Origin of the sequence: Candidatus Magnetobacterium casense (assembly GCF_000714715.1) — a bacterium.
GTDB classification, from domain to species: Bacteria; Nitrospirota; Thermodesulfovibrionia; order Thermodesulfovibrionales; family Magnetobacteriaceae; genus Magnetobacterium; species Magnetobacterium casense.
In genome coordinates this window covers 1-18082 of the sequence record NZ_JMFO01000045.1, presented here as the reverse complement: position 1 = coordinate 18082, position 18082 = coordinate 1, and the positions used below count along the sequence as shown (strand labels likewise).

At 48.8% G+C, this 18082-nt stretch carries 20 protein-coding genes and 1 pseudogene; 10 read left to right on the top strand and 11 right to left on the bottom strand.

The genetic code is table 11. The annotated features are described in order from the left end of the window. Positions 1–18: 18 nt before the first annotated feature. The 4 genes from Mcas_RS15165 to Mcas_RS15150 all read right to left on the bottom strand — a co-directional run bounded on the left by Mcas_RS15165 (position 19) and on the right by Mcas_RS15150 (position 3198). Positions 19–348, bottom strand: a complete 330-nt coding sequence (locus Mcas_RS15165; RefSeq protein WP_040336395.1) for an ISL3 family transposase — start codon at positions 346–348, stop codon at positions 19–21. Between the two features lie 74 nt (positions 349–422). Next, the gene (locus tag Mcas_RS15160) at positions 423–1445 is read right to left on the bottom strand and encodes an ABC transporter substrate-binding protein (RefSeq protein WP_040336394.1); all 1023 of its coding nucleotides are present in this window, start codon (positions 1443–1445) and stop codon (positions 423–425) included. Positions 1446–1488: 43 nt separating this feature from the next. After that, positions 1489–2394, bottom strand: a complete 906-nt coding sequence (locus Mcas_RS15155) for a diguanylate cyclase (RefSeq protein ID WP_040336393.1) — start codon at positions 2392–2394, stop codon at positions 1489–1491. A 339-nt stretch (positions 2395–2733) separates the two neighbouring features. Beyond that, the gene (locus Mcas_RS15150; protein ID WP_040336402.1) at positions 2734–3198 is read right to left on the bottom strand and encodes a DUF29 domain-containing protein; all 465 of its coding nucleotides are present in this window, start codon (positions 3196–3198) and stop codon (positions 2734–2736) included. A 310-nt stretch (positions 3199–3508) separates the two neighbouring features. Here Mcas_RS15150 and Mcas_RS15145 point away from each other — a divergent pair, with 310 nt between their 5' ends. From Mcas_RS15145 to Mcas_RS15130, 4 genes are all read left to right on the top strand, one after another. Continuing rightward, the gene (locus tag Mcas_RS15145; RefSeq protein ID WP_040336392.1) at positions 3509–3847 is read left to right on the top strand and encodes a P-II family nitrogen regulator; all 339 of its coding nucleotides are present in this window, start codon (positions 3509–3511) and stop codon (positions 3845–3847) included. Positions 3848–3947: 100 nt separating this feature from the next. Beyond that, positions 3948–5171 (top strand): ammonium transporter, encoded by a 1224-nt coding sequence (locus Mcas_RS15140; protein WP_040336401.1) that lies wholly within the window; start codon positions 3948–3950, stop codon positions 5169–5171. Positions 5172–5192: 21 nt separating this feature from the next. Beyond that, entirely contained in the window at positions 5193–6086 is an 894-nt protein-coding gene (locus Mcas_RS15135; RefSeq protein ID WP_040336391.1) for a hypothetical protein, read from the top strand. A gap of 102 nt (positions 6087–6188) precedes the next feature. Beyond that, a complete protein-coding gene (locus tag Mcas_RS15130) occupies positions 6189–7016 on the top strand; it encodes a phosphodiester glycosidase family protein (protein WP_040336390.1) in 828 nt (275 codons plus the stop codon). A gap of 109 nt (positions 7017–7125) precedes the next feature. Here Mcas_RS15130 and Mcas_RS15125 read toward each other — a convergent pair whose 3' ends face one another. From Mcas_RS15125 to Mcas_RS15115, 3 genes are read right to left on the bottom strand one after another with little or no spacing between them, the layout of a single operon-like run. Then, the gene (locus Mcas_RS15125; protein WP_040336389.1) at positions 7126–7611 is read right to left on the bottom strand and encodes an Hsp20/alpha crystallin family protein; all 486 of its coding nucleotides are present in this window, start codon (positions 7609–7611) and stop codon (positions 7126–7128) included. Positions 7612–7638: 27 nt separating this feature from the next. Then, entirely contained in the window at positions 7639–8073 is a 435-nt protein-coding gene (locus tag Mcas_RS15120; RefSeq protein WP_040336388.1) for an Hsp20/alpha crystallin family protein, read from the bottom strand. Between the two features lie 14 nt (positions 8074–8087). After that, on the bottom strand, positions 8088–8549 hold the full coding sequence (locus Mcas_RS15115; RefSeq protein ID WP_052567556.1) for an Hsp20/alpha crystallin family protein: 462 nt from the start codon (positions 8547–8549) through the stop codon (positions 8088–8090). Positions 8550–8825: 276 nt separating this feature from the next. Here Mcas_RS15115 and Mcas_RS15110 point away from each other — a divergent pair, with 276 nt between their 5' ends. The 5 genes from Mcas_RS15110 (at position 8826) to Mcas_RS15090 (ending at position 15624) form a co-directional block, all read left to right on the top strand. After that, positions 8826–10373: a tetratricopeptide repeat protein gene (locus Mcas_RS15110; protein ID WP_052567555.1), complete on the top strand. Its 1548-nt coding sequence runs from the start codon at positions 8826–8828 to the stop codon at positions 10371–10373. 16 nt (positions 10374–10389) lie between these two features. Then, positions 10390–11778 (top strand): adenylate/guanylate cyclase domain-containing protein, encoded by a 1389-nt coding sequence (locus Mcas_RS15105; protein ID WP_040336387.1) that lies wholly within the window; start codon positions 10390–10392, stop codon positions 11776–11778. 212 nt (positions 11779–11990) lie between these two features. Beyond that, on the top strand, positions 11991–14498 hold the full coding sequence (locus Mcas_RS15100; protein ID WP_156033418.1) for an ATP-dependent Clp protease ATP-binding subunit: 2508 nt from the start codon (positions 11991–11993) through the stop codon (positions 14496–14498). Between the two features lie 4 nt (positions 14499–14502). Beyond that, positions 14503–15027, top strand: a complete 525-nt coding sequence (locus Mcas_RS15095; RefSeq protein ID WP_040336386.1) for a TlpA family protein disulfide reductase — start codon at positions 14503–14505, stop codon at positions 15025–15027. A gap of 42 nt (positions 15028–15069) precedes the next feature. After that, positions 15070–15624: a DUF4416 family protein gene (locus Mcas_RS15090; protein WP_052567554.1), complete on the top strand. Its 555-nt coding sequence runs from the start codon at positions 15070–15072 to the stop codon at positions 15622–15624. Between the two features lie 208 nt (positions 15625–15832). Here the strand turns inward: Mcas_RS15090 and Mcas_RS15085 are convergent, their stop codons facing one another. Genes Mcas_RS15085 through Mcas_RS15075 form a run of 4 tightly spaced genes read right to left on the bottom strand, consistent with a single transcriptional unit; the run spans position 15833 to position 17666 of the window. Continuing rightward, positions 15833–16420, bottom strand: a complete 588-nt coding sequence (locus Mcas_RS15085) for a PHP domain-containing protein (RefSeq protein ID WP_156033417.1) — start codon at positions 16418–16420, stop codon at positions 15833–15835. A 38-nt stretch (positions 16421–16458) separates the two neighbouring features. Further along, the gene (locus Mcas_RS18370) at positions 16459–16623 is read right to left on the bottom strand and encodes a hypothetical protein (protein ID WP_156033416.1); all 165 of its coding nucleotides are present in this window, start codon (positions 16621–16623) and stop codon (positions 16459–16461) included. After that, positions 16613–16894 carry a hypothetical protein gene (locus Mcas_RS15080; RefSeq protein WP_040336384.1) on the bottom strand — a complete coding sequence of 94 codons (282 nt, stop codon included), beginning with the start codon at positions 16892–16894 and terminating at the stop codon, positions 16613–16615. The genes Mcas_RS18370 and Mcas_RS15080 overlap by 11 nt, the downstream gene beginning before the upstream one ends. Beyond that, entirely contained in the window at positions 16884–17666 is a 783-nt protein-coding gene (locus tag Mcas_RS15075) for a response regulator (RefSeq protein WP_052567553.1), read from the bottom strand. Before Mcas_RS15075 ends, Mcas_RS15080 begins: the two co-directional genes overlap by 11 nt. A 141-nt stretch (positions 17667–17807) precedes the next feature. Here Mcas_RS15075 and Mcas_RS15070 point away from each other — a divergent pair. Further along, positions 17808–18082, top strand: a pseudogene (locus Mcas_RS15070) (IS5/IS1182 family transposase); the annotation flags it as partial.

The window sequence follows — 18082 nt, the reverse complement described above, 5'->3', positions numbered from 1 at the left end:
CTCTACAAAGAATCATCATTAGAGAATCAAATAATATGTAAAATCAGCACCACTACGAGCCCAAGGTATTTCTATCTGTAAAACTCCACATTCATTACAATCAGTCCTTGGTACTCTTGCTATTATATAACTCTCATATTCAAAAAAATTAAGATGTCGCCATTTCTTTTCAGTTGTGTCATAAGCTTTAGAATTGTTTCCACACTTACTACACTTGAATATACTACCTCTTGTAAAATCAATATGTATATCTATCACCTTTTCCACTTTCTTGAAATCTATAGATGTTACCTTCCACGGTAACTGTATATTTAGTGCTTGCTCAAATAAATTCTCCAACATTTCCATAACTCTATTCTCCTTACATGTTTTACCCTCATTGTACCATTACCCACTCACTTTGAGAAAGAGCCCAAATAGTTCTACCTTATAACGGTGACGGCCTCAGGCTTAACGGAGAGCAGGCTATCCATATGGATCAGCTCAATATAATTGGGCATCTCCTGGCTGTCCACTATCTTGTCCTTTATCATCCACTGGGCCATCCCCTCAAACCTTGTCAGCATTGATTGCTCCAGAAACACCTTCCATTTCATTTCATAAAGCAAGTGCATCACCACGGCTGTTTCAAGACCTACCCTCTTTGAAACTATGCTCACTGCCTGTTGTTGGTTGGTCGTTGCAAATTCCTCTGCCTGTATCAGCGCCTTGAGCATTTTCTTTACCGCCCCGGGTCTTTTACTTAGAAGGGCGTTTGTCGCAACTATGTCATAGTTTTTTATCAGAAGCCTTGGCTCCTCAAATACAACGGCATTGTCCCCCAATGCCTCAACTGCCTGTGTAACAAATGGCTCTCGTGTTGATATGGCGTCCACGTCGCCCTCTGTGAACGTCTTAAACGCATCGGTGGGGTCCTTCAGGGATAGCCGGATATCATCCTCTGACATCCCGTGTTTCAGCAGAAACAGATACAGAAAGTAGTGCACCCCTGTGCCCTTGACCGTTGCCATGCGTTTGCCCCTAAGGTCGGTGCGGCCTAAAATCCCTCTGTCCTTGCGGCCTACGATGCGCGGCTCATTGTCCGAGGTACCTATCGTTGCGACGACACTGAAGTCCTGTCTCTTAAAGCTGTTGAAAACGACCATATTATCGGCTACCGTGGTAAAATCGATCTTTCCCTCAAACATGTCCCTTATGGCGACATTTCCGCCTTCATAATACCTGACGGTCATATCGAGGCCGTTTTTCAGGAAGTAGCCGTTCTCCTCGGCTATCATCACCAGTGCCGTAATAGGTTCCAGTGAAACCCCAATAACGGCCTTTTCGGTTACCTCAATGGGTTTGTCAGGGCGTTTATATTTTACTGAGGTGATAATAACAGATATTATGAGCACAACAACGACGAGGAAAATAATCGTGCGGTTCCATGTTTTAGAAAGAGCCATATCTATCTCCGTATTTTTTATGCATGGTGTTTACCATCCTTAATTAGTATGTGCAAAATCTGTTTCTACCGTTTTCTTTTGCTTTGTACAGGGCCTGGTCAGCCATTTTTATGAGGGTTTCCGGGGAGGAGGTATCCGAGGGTATCAGCGTGGCAATCCCCTGACTTATAGTTATGCAATCATTGGCAGATGAGCGGCTGTGCGGGATTTGAAGTGCGATGATGTCATCCCGGAATTTCCCGGCAACGGACACGGCGCCATCCAGGTGTGTGTTTGGCAGGATGCAGGTGAACTCCTCACCGCCATAGCGGGCTACGACGTCTGTTTTTCGGTTGATTGATGAGGCAAGGCACCCGGCTACTTCAATGAGGCATGAATCACCGCTCTGGTGGCCGTAGTGGTCGTTATACAATTTAAAATAATCAATATCTATCAGGATCAGCGACAACGGCAAAGATTCCCTGATGCTGTAGTTCCAAACTATTTCCATATATTCATCAAAGCGGCGGCGATTGGATATGCCTGTGAGGCCGTCGCGTAAAGAGAGATTTTTAAGCATTTCGCTTTTGACCCTAAGTGCGACATGTGTTTCGACCCTTGCCTTGACAATAACCGGTCTGAATGGCTTTGTGACATAGTCAACGGCTCCGGCCTCGAATCCTTTTATTTCGTCCTGTTCGTCCACCTTTGAGGTAATAAAGATAACAGGGATATCTTCGGTAGCCGGATCGGCCTTGAGGCTTTTACATACGCCATAGCCGTCAATGCCCGGCATCATGACATCGAGCAGGATAAGGTCCGGGGGGGCATCTGACAGGGCTATTTGCAAGGCCCTCTCTCCGCTTGTTGCCACGCGGATGTTGTAATCGGCCCGCAGCAGCTCGTTCAATATCCTGACGTTGGAAGGTTCGTCATCGACAATGAGCAGGGATGGTTTGTTGTTATCCATTGTCCCGTGTCCCGGTGTCCGTGTCTTTCAGTGCTTCCGGTTCAATACCGGTCTGCCCGCTCATCGGCTGCACCATAGTGTGCTCAATTGCAATTGCATAGGATATATTTTAACATTTTTTTTAGGGTTTATTGTGTTAAAAACGTACTTTATGGGTGCATAAATTTTTGGTGGCATCAGGGAGGCATTATGTACTGTTTTTTCTAAATAGCCATTTAATGCTGTTTTTGGAGATGGATTCCCGTTTTCACGGGAATGACAGGAAATGGCTCTTTACCGTAACATTGTCATCGTTGAGTCTGCACAGAAGTGAAGGCTTTTTATCCGGTTTGAGCGGGGCTATTGAGGCCGGAAACCATAATCCATCAACTGCTCAAAGGTATAGGGACAGCTATCAGGTAATTGCCTGGCGCTAATTCCCGTTTCATTTTCAAACATCCGTTTAGCCGCTATAAATCCTTTAGCTATAACGGTATCTATATTATATTTCAGACTTGGACTGTCCTCAAGCAGATTCCCAATCTTTATTCTTTGATTCCCTATTGTTGTACGCCAACTCTCACAGCGCAATTTTGGTTGGTACTGCCATTTCAAGAGGTGCATCATCAACACCATTAATCGGCTCAGGAGTTCTCTTTTGTTGCTTCTGGCCATATCTTCCAGCTCCTCTGCTACATTTTCTAAGTCTATCTCCTCAAATCTGCCCTGCCTTAGCAGGTCGGCATTATGAAATGCCCACTGGTAAAAATCAACCTCATAGAGGGTACGAGCAGTAAGCGTGTCGTTAGCTGTTAAGGTATTCATAGTAATTATGGTAACATTCTCCGTGAGATGTGTCAAGGTGGCAAGCGGTAAGGGGTGCATAAAAGTTGTGGGGCACCCCTGCCATAAACCGCCCCTTTCTTTCTTGTATGCAAGCAATTCTGATACCCGAAAAAACTCGAATCCGATCAGTATATCTTTAACTATACTGGCCATTGTACGACAAAATTGTAGAACTGTAGCACATTTCTGTAGCGCCAACTTTTCTCTCCCTAACGAAACAGCCCAGGTAACAGTGGCATGACTATTGCTATACCTACAAGAAGACACCCAAAAACAAAGGAGGTAACACATGAAAAAGATCGAGGCCATCATAAAACCCTTTAAACTCGACGAGGTCAAGGACGCCCTGCACGCCATTGGTGTACAGGGGATGACCGTCGTAGACGTCAAGGGGTTTGGCAGACAGAAGGGACACACGGAACTCTACAGGGGCACGGAGTACGTCATTGACTTCATCCCAAAGATAAAGATAGAGGTCGTGGTCGATGACGGCATACTGGAGAGGGTCGTTGAGACAATAGAAAAAACGGCAAGAACCGGTAAGATCGGTGACGGCAAGATATTTGTCTACAATGCGCAGGAGGCAGTACGCATCAGAACCGGCGAAAGAGGCCAACAGGCCCTTTAAAGAAAACATGGAGGCTACAAAGATGAAAAGAACGATCCTAACAACAACACTACTTGTACTAATGCTCTGCGGGGCGGCCTTTGCAGAGGAGGCGCCAAAGATTGACACGGGCGACACCGCCTGGCTACTGATAAGCACCGCCCTGGTGATGCTGATGACCCCCGGACTGGGCTTCTTCTACGGCGGGATGGTCAGGAGAAAGAACGTCCTTGGCACGATTATGCACAGCTTTATTATGTTGTGCATGGTCAGTGTGATATGGGTGCTGTGGGGATATAGCCTGTCCTTTGGGCCGGACGTTGGCGGGGTGATAGGGTCACTTGCGTGGTTTGGTCTGAACTCGGTCGGACAAGAGCCATCAGGTTACGCAAAGACGGTGCCGCACCTGCTCTTTATGATGTACCAGGGGATGTTTGCGGTCATAACGCCTGCGCTGATAACGGGTGCGTTTGCCGAACGGATGAAGTTTTCTGCGCTATTGTTGTTTTCGGCGTTGTGGCTGACGCTGGTGTATGCACCCGTGTGTCACTGGGTGTGGGGCGGGGGCTGGATAGCAACAACGCTCACCCCCCTGGACTTTGCCGGAGGGACGGTCGTGCATATAAACTCGGCGATGGCCGCCGTGGCCGCAATCATGGTGATGGGCAAACGCAGGGGGTTTGGACGGGAACACATGCCTCCGCATAATTTGCCGTTGACGATTCTGGGCGGGGCGTTGTTGTGGTTTGGATGGTTTGGGTTTAACGCCGGCAGTGCATTGGGTTCGGGAGGGCTTGCCGCACTTGCGTTTGTCACCACCAATACGGCTACGGCAATGGCGGCAATGGCGTGGTTGACCGTGGAGTGGTTTCACAGGGGTAAACCCACCGCCCTGGGTGCTGTCAGTGGTGCCGTGGCGGGACTTGTTGCCATAACACCGGCGGCTGGGTTTGTCACTCCGATGGCGTCGATTGTAATTGGCATGGTGGCCGGTGCACTCTGCTACGTGGCAGTCAGCATCAAGCCAAAGTTTGGATACGACGACTCGCTGGACGTCATCGGCGTCCACGGAGTGGGTGGAACGTGGGGGGCGTTGGCAACCGGGCTGTTTGCCTCCAAGGCTCTCAACTCTGCCGGTGCTGACGGGCTGTTCTACGGCAACCCCGGGCTATTGCTAAAACAGTTGGCCGCAGTGGCTGTTACATACGTATATGTTTTTGTGATTTCCATTTTCTTGTTTAAAATGGTAGACTTAATGGTTGGCCTAAGGGCATCAGCGGAAGACGAATTTGAAGGACTCGACTTGTCCATGCACGGTGAAAAGGCATACGACAGCGAAAGCTAATTTAAAATAAGGAGGTACGTTATGAAAAATCGGTTAAGGGTGGCTCTCTTAGTGTCGCTGACAATGACGCTCTTACTGACCATGGCAGGCATTGTCAGGGCAGAAGAGCCTGTCAAACAGCACAAGGATGACCAGGTCAGGAAAGAAGAGGCCACCAAGGAGCCGGAGGTACTAAGGCCATCGGTGACTATGAACATGGGGTTGCTAAACCGGTACGTCTTCAGAGGATATGAAATCGGCACCAGGAGCATCAGCATTCAGCCAGCCATCACGGTGTCTTTAGAAGGTTTCAGCATTGCCTATTGGGGCAACTTTGACACACACGAGCGGGCAACCCAATCGTTCGTCCCCGACAGACCCGGCAAGGTGAGCTACAACGAAACAGACCTGACCCTGAGCTACACCAGGAGCTTTGACAAGTTAGGTCTGACGGCAGGATACACGTATTATGCCATGCAGTATGCCAAGCAGACACAGGAGGTCTTTGTCTCGGCTACTTACGGCGTCTTTTCAAACCCGACGATCAGTATTTACCGGGATATAGATGCCTATCCGGGGACGTACTTTAATCTCAAGTTCAGCCAATCGTTTCCTGTGTACAAGTATAAGGGCAATGATATAACACTGGATGCAGGGGCCTGCTTTGGATACATGGCCGGAAGCTCCGGGTACTGGAAGACGCTTGACTCCTTTGGCAGATACAACGGTTCCAAGTACAATGCCCTGCACGATGGCATGTTAAGTGCCGGCATTACGATCCCGCTGGCAAAGGGGTTGCAGATTCAGCCGCTGGTGCAGTTCTGGTATCCGTTGTCAAGCAAGGCCCACAGGACCATCAACGGTGTCGCCTACAACCCAAATGGAAACATAGACTCTACCGTCGTCTATGGATTGAACCTGACTTACAGTTTCTGATTTCCCCCTGTCCCCTCCCATAAAGGGAGGGGTACCCATTCACTAATAACTCCTGAAAAAAAGTTCAGAATCGGGTATAATAAGTTATACTTGGCTGTATAGATGAAGGTACTGATTTTTTATATAGGTCTGTGTGTTTTACCATTTTACATAGCCGATACTGTCTCTGCAAACAACACGTGGGAGAGGGTTGACGATGGCTTGTTTGTGAGGGAATTTGACCAACCTGCAACCCCCGGAAGAGAAGCCCATGCAATTACGGTGATCAAGGTAGACCCGGACCTGTACTCGTTCAAGCTACTGACCATATCCGAGTCTGGTGGGAAGGTCATGACCGTAAAGGAGTGGGCCAGGCGCTATAATCTCATACTTGCAGTCAACGCCGGAATGTATCAGGCCGATGGAACCACGAGCGTTGGATTTATGAAGAACTTCAAGCACGTCAACAACCCCGGACTGGCCAAGACATACAAGTCTTTTTTTGCCTTTAATCCTGCCGTGTCCTATGTACCATCGGTGTTGTTTGTGGACGTTGACTGTCATAACTTTGCCGAACTAAAGGACAAGTACAACACATTCATTCAAAACATCCGGATGATAAGTTGCCAACAAAAAAACGTCTGGTCACAGCAACCTGGCGCCTGGAGCATGTTAGCCCTGGGTATGGACAAAAGCGGCAACGTGTTATTTATCTTTACCCACATGCCATACACCGTGCATGATTTTATAGATGTCCTGCTGAAGCTGCCAATCTCAATCACCAACGCTATGTACCTCGAAGGAGGCAAGCAGGCCTCCCTCTACTTATCCGTCAAGGACACCGAAATACAACGCAGCGGAGACGATGAGCTATCCTGGCCAATACCAAACATCATCGGCATTGTCAAGAAGACCGGCGATGGCGGCAAGACCGGCAGAAAAGCCAAATAACCCGGAGCAATAACGACCAGGGCCGGGCTCCTTGTCTTAGGGAATAGTGGAGGGGATGGTGGGCACCCCTGCCGAAAACCGCTCCCCTTCCTTTTCCTTATGCGTGGATTCAGGTTTTGACGGTGACCGTTCTCTTTTCCTTGCATGCCTCTGGCGTCTTTGGCAGTGTCACCACAAGTACGCCTTTCTTAAACTCAGCCTCGACCTTGTCCTGGTCTGTTTCACAGGGGAGCGGTACGGTGCGGGAGAATGCCCCATATGAGCGCTCCACATGGTAATAGCCCGTGGCCTTTTCCTCCTTTTCCTGCCTCTTTTCGCCCTTGATGGTCAACGAATCCTTCGTAAGGGAGACGTCGATATCCTTTTCATCAAGGCCGGGCAGTTCGGCAGAAACCTTTACCTCTTTGTCATCCTCCGTTACGTTGATACGAGGCTCAAACCCACCCCACTGTCGCCCAAACAAACCACCAACTTCAAAGTCACCCCAGAAGTCTCTCAAGAGGCCATTTATGTCCTTCTGTATCGACAGCAAAGGATGTTCAGCCTCCTGTGACTTCCTTCCAAAACCCCACGGTACTAATCCCTTAAAGTCCATAGCATACCTCCTTGTCTTACCTTGACTCTACGCTGCCACCTTGACCTCAATCTTCCGGGTCTTTACGGTCTCAGCCTTGGGTAAAACTACCCGCAGAACACCATCCTTAACGGTAGCCTCTATGCCGTTTCTGTCAACCTCGTCGGAGAGGGTAAAGCTGCGCTGATAATCACCTATGCCGTACTCGGCATACGCCAGCCTGACCTTGTCTTCTGTTTCTTTTTCGCTCCAGGTCGCACCTGGTTCCGGTTCAACGTATCCGGTTATCGTCAGCACGTTCTTTTCAAGCGTGATATCCACCGACTTCTCATCCACTCCCGGGACATCGGCTATCACAAGGATGTCGTTGTTGCGCTCGATGATGTCAACCAAGGGGTTGTAGACCTTTCTGGTCCGTGTACGCTCAACACCCTGGGCTGTCTCTGCCTCTTTCTTTTGATATTCCTTTACGTCGTCTGCCATCTCAATATCCTCCTTTATGATGATTTAACGGTTATCTTTCTTGGTTTATCGCTTGCCGCCCTCGGCAGCGTAATATAGAGCACGCCCTTGGCAAACCTGGCCTCAACCTTTTCGCCGTCAATGGCAAAGGGCAACTCGATTGTCCTTGAGTACTGTCCGTGCCAACGCTCCCTGCGGTGGTAACGCTCACCTTCATTCAATTCCTGGGGCTTACGAGCTACCTTGAGGGTCAACGTCTTGCCAACGACCGATATGTCAATGCCATCGGCGCTTACGCCCGCAAGCTCGGTGGTCGCAACGGCATGGTCATCATTCAACCACAGGTTCACCGCCGGAAACTCAGAGGACGACGGCAAGGTGTAGCCAGGAAACAACCCTCCCAATGCCCTTTGGATTGATCTCACCTGCTCCTGTAGCTCATTCTGTAGCGCCCCTATCTCTCTGTAGGGATTTCTTTTGTACTGTGTGCATAACATCTTGTCATTCCTCCTTTTATTTCGGTTTTTTTAGTTTCAATATGCGTATTGCAAGTTGTATGCCACACGCAAAAACCCCAATATCTCATGGCTCTTAATATCCCTGCCACCATCCAATCAGGCCAAAATGACCGCCCAAACACTGCCTGCGCCATAGGTCAGGATGGCCCATAGGTCAAAATGACCCACCGCCAGTTGCGCCCGACCAGGGTTGCATGGCTATGATGGTTTCTGGTAGAATAGAGGAAAACAAATAACTGTAGCAAGGGGGTAGTTATGGGGATATTTGCTGATGAAAACAAGAAAGCCGTAGCAAGGGCTACTGATGCACCCACGTTGAGCAGGTACAAGAGAAGCGACCGTATTGCCAATCGATTTGAGATTTACGATATCTTAGGTGGTGGTATGGGGGTCATTTATGTCTGTTATGACCATGAGTCTCATAGCGTTGTTGTCCTTAAGAGCTTTCAGGACGGGTGTCTTTCCTCAAAAGAGGCGCAAGATGGCTTCAAGAAAGAGGCCCGTCTCTGGATACAACTTGAGAGTCATCCCTACATTGTGCGGGCACATTGGGTTGATGAACTGGATTACCGTATATACGTGGCCTGCGAGCATATAGCGCCGGATGAAAATGGTAAAAACACGCTTAGTCACTATCTCAAGGAAAAAGTTTCCCTTGAACAGGTCTTGACGTGGGCCATGCAATTCTGCCATGGCATGGAACATGCCAAATCCAAGGGTGTTACACCACATAGGGATATAAAGCCAGACAATATAATGGTTACCAACGCTAAGACGCTAAAGATAACCGATTTCGGTCTTGCCGGTGCGTGGCAAGATAGTGACTCTTTGTGTGATCTCAATGAATTGGCATATGAAAAGAAGGATGGGCTTACATTTGTTAAAAAAACTCACAGAGGGATGATCTGTGGAACTCGCCCGTGGATGGCGCCGGAGCAATTTGATGGAGCTACCGATGTTCGTAGCGACATATACAGCTTTGGGGTAGTCATGTATCAGATGGTAAATGGTGGGAGGTTGCCATTTTACACAGATAAACCGGAAGAATGGGGGAAACTTCACAAGGGGCGTTGTCCGTCAGTGATTGATTCAGTGCTGGCGTCTATAATATACAAATGCCTGGAGAAATCACCTGATAAAAGATATGATGGCTTTGGCGAGCTTAGAGGTGATATAGAAACTCTCTGGAGGGAGAATTTTCCAGTGACCCCTATTCCCTCTGCCCCCACAATAACAGAGCTTGAGGCGTGGGAACATTCAAATAAGGGAGTTTATTTATCAAGACTTGGCCTGATAGATGAGGCCATAGTGGCATACCATAAGGCATTAAGGATTGAGCCAGATCACGCAAGCGTCCACAACAATCTGTGGGCTTTCCTAAAAGCTAAAGGCCTGAGAGATGAGTCCATAGAGGCATTCAGGATTAAGCCAGATCAGGCAGAAGTTCACTACAATCTGGGGACTGCCCTATATGATAAAGGCCTGATAGATGAGGCCATAGAGGCATACCATAAGGCATTAAGGATTAAGCCAGATTACGCAGACGCCCACAACAATCTGGGGATTGCCCTATCTGATAAGGGCCTGATAGGTGAGGCCATAGAGGCATACAAAGAGGCATTAAGGATTAAGCCAGATCTCGCAGAAGCCCACTACAATCTGGGAAATGCCCTATCTGATAAGGGCCTGATAGATGAGGCCATAGAGGCATTTGAGAACTTCATAAGATATGCACCACCTCAATACGCAAATTATGTTGAAGACATAAAGGCGCTTATAGAAAATCTAAAGCGTAACAGGTGAAGGGAAGGAGGGGATTATGAAAATACCCATATCGCCAGTTGTAGAGTATGTATGGCAAATAGCCGCTGACGAGGCATATACGACAAGACACCGCTATATTGAAAAGAGACATATCCTTATCGGCGTATGTAAAATTGGCGACATCTTGACGCTTTACGGCCTTAATGCGGATTTATCGGATTTGGATACCATCAAGGCAGAGATCAAGGCATTGGATGAACTCTTCTTAGGCATACGCCTCGACAGAAAAGACCTTAAACGTATAGTCAGGGAAATAATTGGCGCCGGTGAGCACAACCATACGGAAAACGGAGTCCACAGGAGCAAAGAGTGTAAAGAGGCGTTTAATCGAGCCGACCTGATTGCTCAATCGGTGAAATCAGAGGCTATTACCACTTTTCATCTCCTTGCCGCAATTATGGAAGAACCAGGTGAGCATGTCGAAAAGGCAATAAATGAAGCAGGTATAACTATCGAGGCAATGAGGGAGGCACTTAATGGGTCACTTAACAGGCCATTAACCACAGAGGATATCAAGAAGATCGCCATGGAGGCACTCAAAGAGGTCTGGATGGAATTGAGAGTAAAAGACGTCTTTTTTGACGCCTCGGAAGAGGTCCTGGGCCTTCTATGCGGTGAGAATTGCAAATTGGTAAACGGTGAACGACTGATTAAATTGGCAATCGAAAGGTTCATCAATATACCATTGAAAGAGAAGATGTTAAAGGGCGAGCTAACAAAGGGCTGTATCGTAGAGGCTGGGTTAGCTAATGGCAACATAGTATTTGAGATCACCGATATCAAGAAGGATTTGGAGGCTAAACTCAAGTGGGCAAGCTCATATCAGGAGGGCATGATTGAAGATGAGCCACCTGTACCCAACTCATCGGAGGTAAGACGTGAATTTAAGGTAATCATGTTTACCGACTTAATGGATTCGGTGACCTATTACGACAATCATGGAACTATCGAGGCGTTAAATTGGATACGCAGTCATGAAAAGATTATAATACCGATAATACAATCCCACAACGGAATGGTTTTGAAAAAGATTGGCGATGGGATTATGGCGTCTTTTAAGACAGCGGCAGACTCCGTCAGGGCCTCAATAGATATCCAGCGTTCTATCGCACAAAACAACCAAAGCACGGAAGAAAGAAGGCGCGGTTATGTGCGCATCGGTATGAATGCCGGAGACGTCCTCCACGCACATGGCGACGTCTATGGAAACGTGGTCAATATAGCCAGCAGGGTACAGAATCTCACCCCACCGGGTTGCATATATATTTCAGATGTCCTTTATAACCTCATAAAACATAATAAAGAGTTTAACGTTACCCCCTTGGGGCCTATGGATATAAAGGGGATGAGATCGAAACTCAACGTCTATAAGGTTGAGTATTGAGGCGGTGGAGTGTGCTCAGAAAAGTATGTGGTACTTTTACGGTGTCCTGCAGTCCGTTAAAGGCCTCCGTAAATGGCAGAGCAAATAAATTGTGCAACGGATATTGACATTACGGGTTTATTGTTTTATATTAATAGTTATAATTTATGAGGAGATATTTAGATAGAGGCAGAAGTTTAATTCCGGGCAAAAAAGCATGTTGAGGTATAGAGATGTTTGAAAAGTTTACAGAGAGAGGCAGGAAGATAATAATATACGCCAAGGAAGAGGCTGAAAACAGGCAGAATGACTACCTGGGCACGGAGCACCTGCTGTTGGCCCTGTTGAGGGACAAGGACGGCCTGCCTGTTACCATATTGCGCAAGATGGGTTTATCCACGGAGGATATAAGGGTCGAAGTAGAGCGGAACCTTCCCGGTGGGAGCAACCTGCTCACCTTCGGCGAAATCCCCTTTACGCCACGTGCAAAGAAGGTGCTGGAGCTGTCGGTGGAGGAGGCGCGCCTGTTGGGACACAACTATATAGGCAGTGAGCACCTGTTGCTGGGGCTGATCCGGGAGGACGAAGGGATCGGCGGGAAGATATTGAGAAACCTCGGGGCAAACCTCCTGGGGGCAAGGCAGTTGACGATAAACCTCTCCATGCGGGCACAGAACTTCTCAAAGGCAAAGAAGACCTCAACCCCGGCCCTGAACGAGTTTGGCAGAGACCTGACCTCAATGGCACAGGATGGCCAACTGGACCCGGTCATCGGACGTGAGGACGAAATCGAGCGGATACTCCAGATACTTGGGCGAAGGATGAAGAATAATCCCGTTGTCGTTGGCGACCCCGGCGTGGGTAAGACCGCCATCGTGGAAGGACTTGCGCAGAAGATAAACAGTGCCGATGTGCCGGAGAGCCTGATCGGAAAACGAATCATCTCACTGGACCTTGGCGCCCTCATAGCCGGCACAAAGTACCGGGGGCAGTTTGAAGAGCGCCTCAAGGTGATCATGAAAGAGATCAAGCAGTCCGATAACGTCATCCTGTTCATAGACGAGCTGCATACCCTCATAGGAGCCGGGGCGGCGGAGGGATCGGTTGACGCCTCAAGTATGCTCAAACCCGCCCTCTCACGAGGTGAGATACAGTGCATAGGGGCTACGACGTTAAACGAATACAGAAAGTACATAGAAAAGGATGGCGCCCTTGAGAGGCGCTTTCAACCCATCTATGTCCAGCCGCCAAGCATAGAGGACACAGTCAGGATACTCAAGGGCCTTAAAAACAAGTATGAAACCCACCATGGCATCAAAATAACCAACGAAGCCCTTGATTCAGCCGCACGACTATCCGACCGCTATATCTCGGACAGAAATCTCCCCGACAAGGCCATCGACGTCATTGATGAAACCGGTTCGAGAATAAAGCTCAAGCGGTTCACGCCTCCGGTGGAGCTGAAGGACATAGAGCGGGACCTGGCTCGTCTATATAAGGAAAAGACCCTGCACATCCGAAAGAATGACATAGAAAAGGCGGCCTCTGTCAGGGGCGAGGAAGAGAAACTAAAGCGTCTCTTTGACGCCATCCAGAACAAGTGGCAGGAGAACCTCAACAAGGACACTCCGTTGATCAGAGAGGATGATATCACCTATACGGTGGCCAAGATGACGGGCATCCCGCTGTACAAGCTCGAGGAAAAAGAGACCGAACGCCTGCTGCACATGGAGGATGAGCTGCACAAGAGGATCATCGGACAGGTGGAGGCCATAGACTGCGTAAGTCGTGCCATCAAGCGTTCGCGTGCCGGCATCAAGAGCAGGACCAAGCCTATCGGGTCGTTCTTTTTCCTGGGTCCCACGGGCGTGGGCAAGACGGAGCTGGCAAAGGCGCTGGCGAATTTCCTCTTTAACGATGACAAGTCCCTCATTAAGATAGACATGTCGGAGTTCATGGAGCGCTTTAACGTCTCCAAGTTAACGGGGGCACCTCCGGGGTATATCGGTTACGATGATGGCGGACAGTTGACCGAGCGGATCAGGAAGAAGCCTTACTCGGTGGTGTTGTTTGACGAAATAGAGAAGGCACACCCCGATGTCTTTAACATCCTGCTGCAGATACTCGATGAAGGGGTGCTCACGGACAGCCTCGGCAGAAAGGTTGACTTTAAAAACACGGTCATCGTGATGACCTCCAATCTCGGTGCGAGGATCATAGAAAAGGCCACACCGCTGGGGTTTCACAGAAAAGATTCCGCAGACCTGTACTCAAAGATAAAGACAAATGTCCTGGATGAACTAAAGAAGACGTTTAACCCTGAGTTCCTCAACAGGGTGGATGACATTGTGGTGTTTCATCCCTTGGGCAAGGACGAATTGTGCAACATCATTGACCTGCTTGTAGAGCAGACCAACCGTCAACTCCTGCAACAGGACATACTGATAGAGCTGGAAGATGAGGTTAAGGAGTGGCTAATGGTAAAGTACTACCAGCCGGCATATGGGGCCAGACCGATGAGGCGCGCCATTGAAAAGGAGATCGAGGACAGGTTGTCGGAGGAGATCATAAAGGGTCGGTTTAAGGGCGTCAATAGGATAATCGTGTCGTTGAGGGACGATACCCTTGTATTTGAGGAATCAGACACGGTGCAGGAATACGTTTCCGTGGGTGAAGCCGGGGTGGCTTTTGACTCTGCCCCCTCCGGGCGTGACATTGACTACGGAACGTATAAGAGATAGAGAAATGAAAGCGGCTATACTTATCATAATGTTGGTGATTGCTGCCCTGGTAGTGCAGCAGGGTTTCAAGGGTGGGCCAAAGCACGGTAGTAGTCGGGCAGTAGAGGGGCTAAATGCACCTGACTTTACACTCAAGGACGACAAGGGCAACACGCTGACCCTGAAGAGCATACAGGGTAAGGCCGTGTTGCTTAACTTCTGGGCTACCTGGTGTACAGCCTGTGTGGAGGAGATACCTTCATTGCAGAGGCTCTACGCCGAGCAAAAGGGAAACCCTGACCTTCAGATCATCACGGTGTTGTTCAGGGACTCGATGAAAAATGCCACGGCGTTTATGAAGGATGGCAAGTACGACTTCCCCGTGCTGCAGGACCCCGATCACAAGAGTGCCAAGGCCTATGGTCTGACGGGTGTGCCGGAGACCTTCCTGATAGACAATCGTGGGATCGTAGCCAAGCGCATACTTGGTCCGGTTGAGTGGGACTCCAAGACGGCCAAGGACATGATCAGCAAGCTCACCGGGAAGTAGTCCCCACAAACACCGGCAATCCCCTATGCACAGGAGGCTATTGTGAGGGATATCGGGGAGGATGCAGTCTTGTTCTGTGGGCTGCTGTACTCCGACGACAAGGCTTGTGAGGCTGCAATGGCGGCAGTGTCGGAGGCCTTTGGGGGTATTGTGTTGCAGTCAGGGCAGTTTCAGTGGGATTACTATCGCCATTACGCAGACGAACTGGGAACTCCTGTCTGTCGGCGGTTTATCGTTATTGACGGGGTGTTTGACTCCGGGGCCATTGCCGACGTCAAGCACAGGACAATCGAAATCGAAGGTGTGCTGTCGGTATCCGGCAGGCGCAGGGTCAACATAGACCCCGGTTATATCACCCTGGCAAAGGTCGTCCTGGCATCAACAAAGAACTATTCCCACAGGGTCTATCTCAGGGACGGCATCTACGCCGAAGTCACACTGATCTACAACAAGGACAAGCGCCTCTATGTCCCGCACCTGTTTACGTACCTCGACTACAAGGAGCCTGCTGCCATTGACTTCATACTTCAAGCCAGGAGACTTGTTACGCTATACTCAATTGTCGCACCTGCCCCGGGCACGAAGAAATCCCCTTGACCCCATAATATTTTGTTCCAGTGCAATCTTTATATTGTATACCTGAACTAAGCAGAAGAGTATAAGTAGCTATAACAACAGAAGAAAAGAAGGAGGGCGGCTCCGCCCCCTCCTCAGACCTCCCCCGCAAGGGGACCAGTCCCCTTGACCCCATTATTCTTAACCCTAATGTTCTAAACATTTATGCTCCGTTATTTATTACCTTTTTTTACTCCTTGCAACTGATAATAAAGGCAGCGAGGTCTCCGATGGTCTCAATGGAATCGGGGAAGAGGGTGTGATATCTTCCAATTGAGCTTACAGCGTGGCCGTCGCTTGCCGTTAGCTGGAAGCATTTTTTGTGGTCGGCGAGTTTTTTGGCCATCTGATGGGCACCCGGTGATGTGTTACTGCTGACAATCTCAACGCCGTCAATGTCGAGCGTGTAGCAAAACTGCCCATAGTCCCTGCTGAACCTGAAGGGGTGTGCCACCACCACCGCCGCACTGTCCCGACGGGCAAGGGCTATAAGCTCCTCAACAGGCATGTCAAACCGCCCCCTGACGCAATCCCTCAGCCCAAAGACAAGGAAATGCCCCTCCCTGCATGAAACCTCTATGCCGTTAAATATTTTTATCTGCCCCCGATACCTGTCAACGAACGCCTCCAGATCACCCCTGTCCCAGAACTTGTCGTGTTCGGTCAGCACAACGCCATCCAGTCCGGCGGCAACGGCAGCGTCAATGGCCTCCTCCGCACTCATGGTGCTACATGTCGAGGCAGGATAGGTGTGCAGATGACAGTCAAACCTGAGCACTTTTATCACTCTCTCCTGGCACTCTCTCCTGGCACTCTCTACCGGCCAAGTACCCTGCCGGTTGAACGGGTGTCAAACAACGCAGGTTGCCTGTACTGCATGTACTGGTCACACCTGCGAGCGTGTTTGCACTTGTCGCAGACAGCGACGTACTTAAAGCAGCCGTATCTGGTGCAAAATAACTTGTCCGTATTAGTGCCCATGAGACTCCCTTGCCGATGCCCCCCTGCCAAAATCCCTCCAGGCAAAAAAAACAATCCCCCCAAGCGCTATAAGCAACTGCAACGACACAAGGGTTGTACGTAAGGAATGTATACCGCCCCTGCTAATCTCTAACAAGATCGGTAGTCCCGCCACGTGAAGCAAAACCCCCACCGGAAACATCAGAAAAAAAATGGCCAGTCCGCCAATAAATCCAGTCAAAAGCCCCTTGCCAATGACCTTAAACAACCTCTTAATAGTATCACTTGTCATATGCTAACTGCCCTTCCATGAAGGTAAACAGGAAGATGTCAAACGGGGCAAACTCCTTACACATAACGGCAAAGGGCTGCCTGGCTTCCGTCCCCTTGCTCCTGATATAGACAACGTGCCGTTGCCCGGTGCCGTTATTGAGGGAGTTGATCCAGGCCATCAGTTCCTGCGAGTTGTGTATGGATGTATTAGCGCCTTGTGCGTTTGGAAAGGCGCCGGCGTTGTCTGCGGCAAATTCCTCAAATGAATCGTAGCCAAAGAAATTAAGGAAAAAACGGTCCATTACCAGGGCATTTTCCTTTGTCACCAGGAATGCAAAACGAGGATTTATATCAATAAAGGTCTGTATAATCTTGTTCTTCATCTCAAGCTCATGTCTCTGGGTAAGAAAACATACGATCTTTTGGACAGCCGAAATGATATCTTCCTTGACGATAGGCTTTTTGATATAGCTGTCTACGTGCAGCTCTATGGCCTTCATGAGATATGGGATTTCGTTAAAGGCAGTGGTGATTATAACGGGCGTTGACGGAGAGATTTCCTTTATGGCACTGAGCATCTCAAGGCCATCCATGTCAGGCATCTGGATATCGGTTATGACGATGTCGGGTCTGTGACTCTTAAACTGCTCAAGCCCCTCCTGTCCGTCCCTGCCAACGTAGACCGTCTTAAACCTCCGCTGAAGAAACCTCATAAGGCCTTCCCTTACGTTGTCCTCATCCTCGACATACAAGAGGCTGTATTGCTTTGATAGTTCTTCTTTAAACTCCATCTCTTTTATCCCTACAGTCAGTAATAAAATAACTTACTATTATCCATTGAGCCTCTTGCAAAACTCCTAAACTAAACCTTTTTTAGTTCTCTTTGTGCTATAATATAACACCTAAATATAATAGATTAAAAGGAGAACATAATGTTATTAGAGAGTATATCATGGTTAGCAGGAAATATACAACGGGTACTGTTCCCAGAGTTGGAAGAAATACTTACCGATCCAATAACCAAGAAACAAAAGCAGTTAGTTACAATCCTGGAGATAGTTCAGATAGAAAGACATATGTGGTGGGTAGACAGTCAATGCATAGGTCGTAAACTCAAGGAGAGGTATGCAATTGGCAGAGCGTTTGTAGCCAAAGTTGTCTATAATTACCCTACGACAAGTCTTTTGATAGAATCTCTAAAAACGAT

Coding starts and splice junctions, on each gene's coding strand:
- Mcas_RS15165 (WP_040336395.1), bottom strand. CDS start 348: ATGGAAATGTTGGAGAATTTATTTGAGCAAGCACTAAATATACAGTTA.
- Mcas_RS15160 (WP_040336394.1), bottom strand. CDS start 1,445: ATGGCTCTTTCTAAAACATGGAACCGCACGATTATTTTCCTCGTCGTT.
- Mcas_RS15155 (WP_040336393.1), bottom strand. CDS start 2,394: ATGGATAACAACAAACCATCCCTGCTCATTGTCGATGACGAACCTTCC.
- Mcas_RS15150 (WP_040336402.1), bottom strand. CDS start 3,198: ATGAATACCTTAACAGCTAACGACACGCTTACTGCTCGTACCCTCTAT.
- Mcas_RS15145 (WP_040336392.1), top strand. CDS start 3,509: ATGAAAAAGATCGAGGCCATCATAAAACCCTTTAAACTCGACGAGGTC.
- Mcas_RS15135 (WP_040336391.1), top strand. CDS start 5,193: ATGAAAAATCGGTTAAGGGTGGCTCTCTTAGTGTCGCTGACAATGACG.
- Mcas_RS15130 (WP_040336390.1), top strand. CDS start 6,189: ATGAAGGTACTGATTTTTTATATAGGTCTGTGTGTTTTACCATTTTAC.
- Mcas_RS15125 (WP_040336389.1), bottom strand. CDS start 7,611: ATGGACTTTAAGGGATTAGTACCGTGGGGTTTTGGAAGGAAGTCACAG.
- Mcas_RS15120 (WP_040336388.1), bottom strand. CDS start 8,073: ATGGCAGACGACGTAAAGGAATATCAAAAGAAAGAGGCAGAGACAGCC.
- Mcas_RS15115 (WP_052567556.1), bottom strand. CDS start 8,549: ATGTTATGCACACAGTACAAAAGAAATCCCTACAGAGAGATAGGGGCG.
- Mcas_RS15110 (WP_052567555.1), top strand. CDS start 8,826: ATGGGGATATTTGCTGATGAAAACAAGAAAGCCGTAGCAAGGGCTACT.
- Mcas_RS15105 (WP_040336387.1), top strand. CDS start 10,390: ATGAAAATACCCATATCGCCAGTTGTAGAGTATGTATGGCAAATAGCC.
- Mcas_RS15100 (WP_156033418.1), top strand. CDS start 11,991: ATGTTTGAAAAGTTTACAGAGAGAGGCAGGAAGATAATAATATACGCC.
- Mcas_RS15095 (WP_040336386.1), top strand. CDS start 14,503: ATGAAAGCGGCTATACTTATCATAATGTTGGTGATTGCTGCCCTGGTA.
- Mcas_RS18370 (WP_156033416.1), bottom strand. CDS start 16,623: ATGGGCACTAATACGGACAAGTTATTTTGCACCAGATACGGCTGCTTT.
- Mcas_RS15080 (WP_040336384.1), bottom strand. CDS start 16,894: ATGACAAGTGATACTATTAAGAGGTTGTTTAAGGTCATTGGCAAGGGG.
- Mcas_RS15075 (WP_052567553.1), bottom strand. CDS start 17,666: ATGGAGTTTAAAGAAGAACTATCAAAGCAATACAGCCTCTTGTATGTC.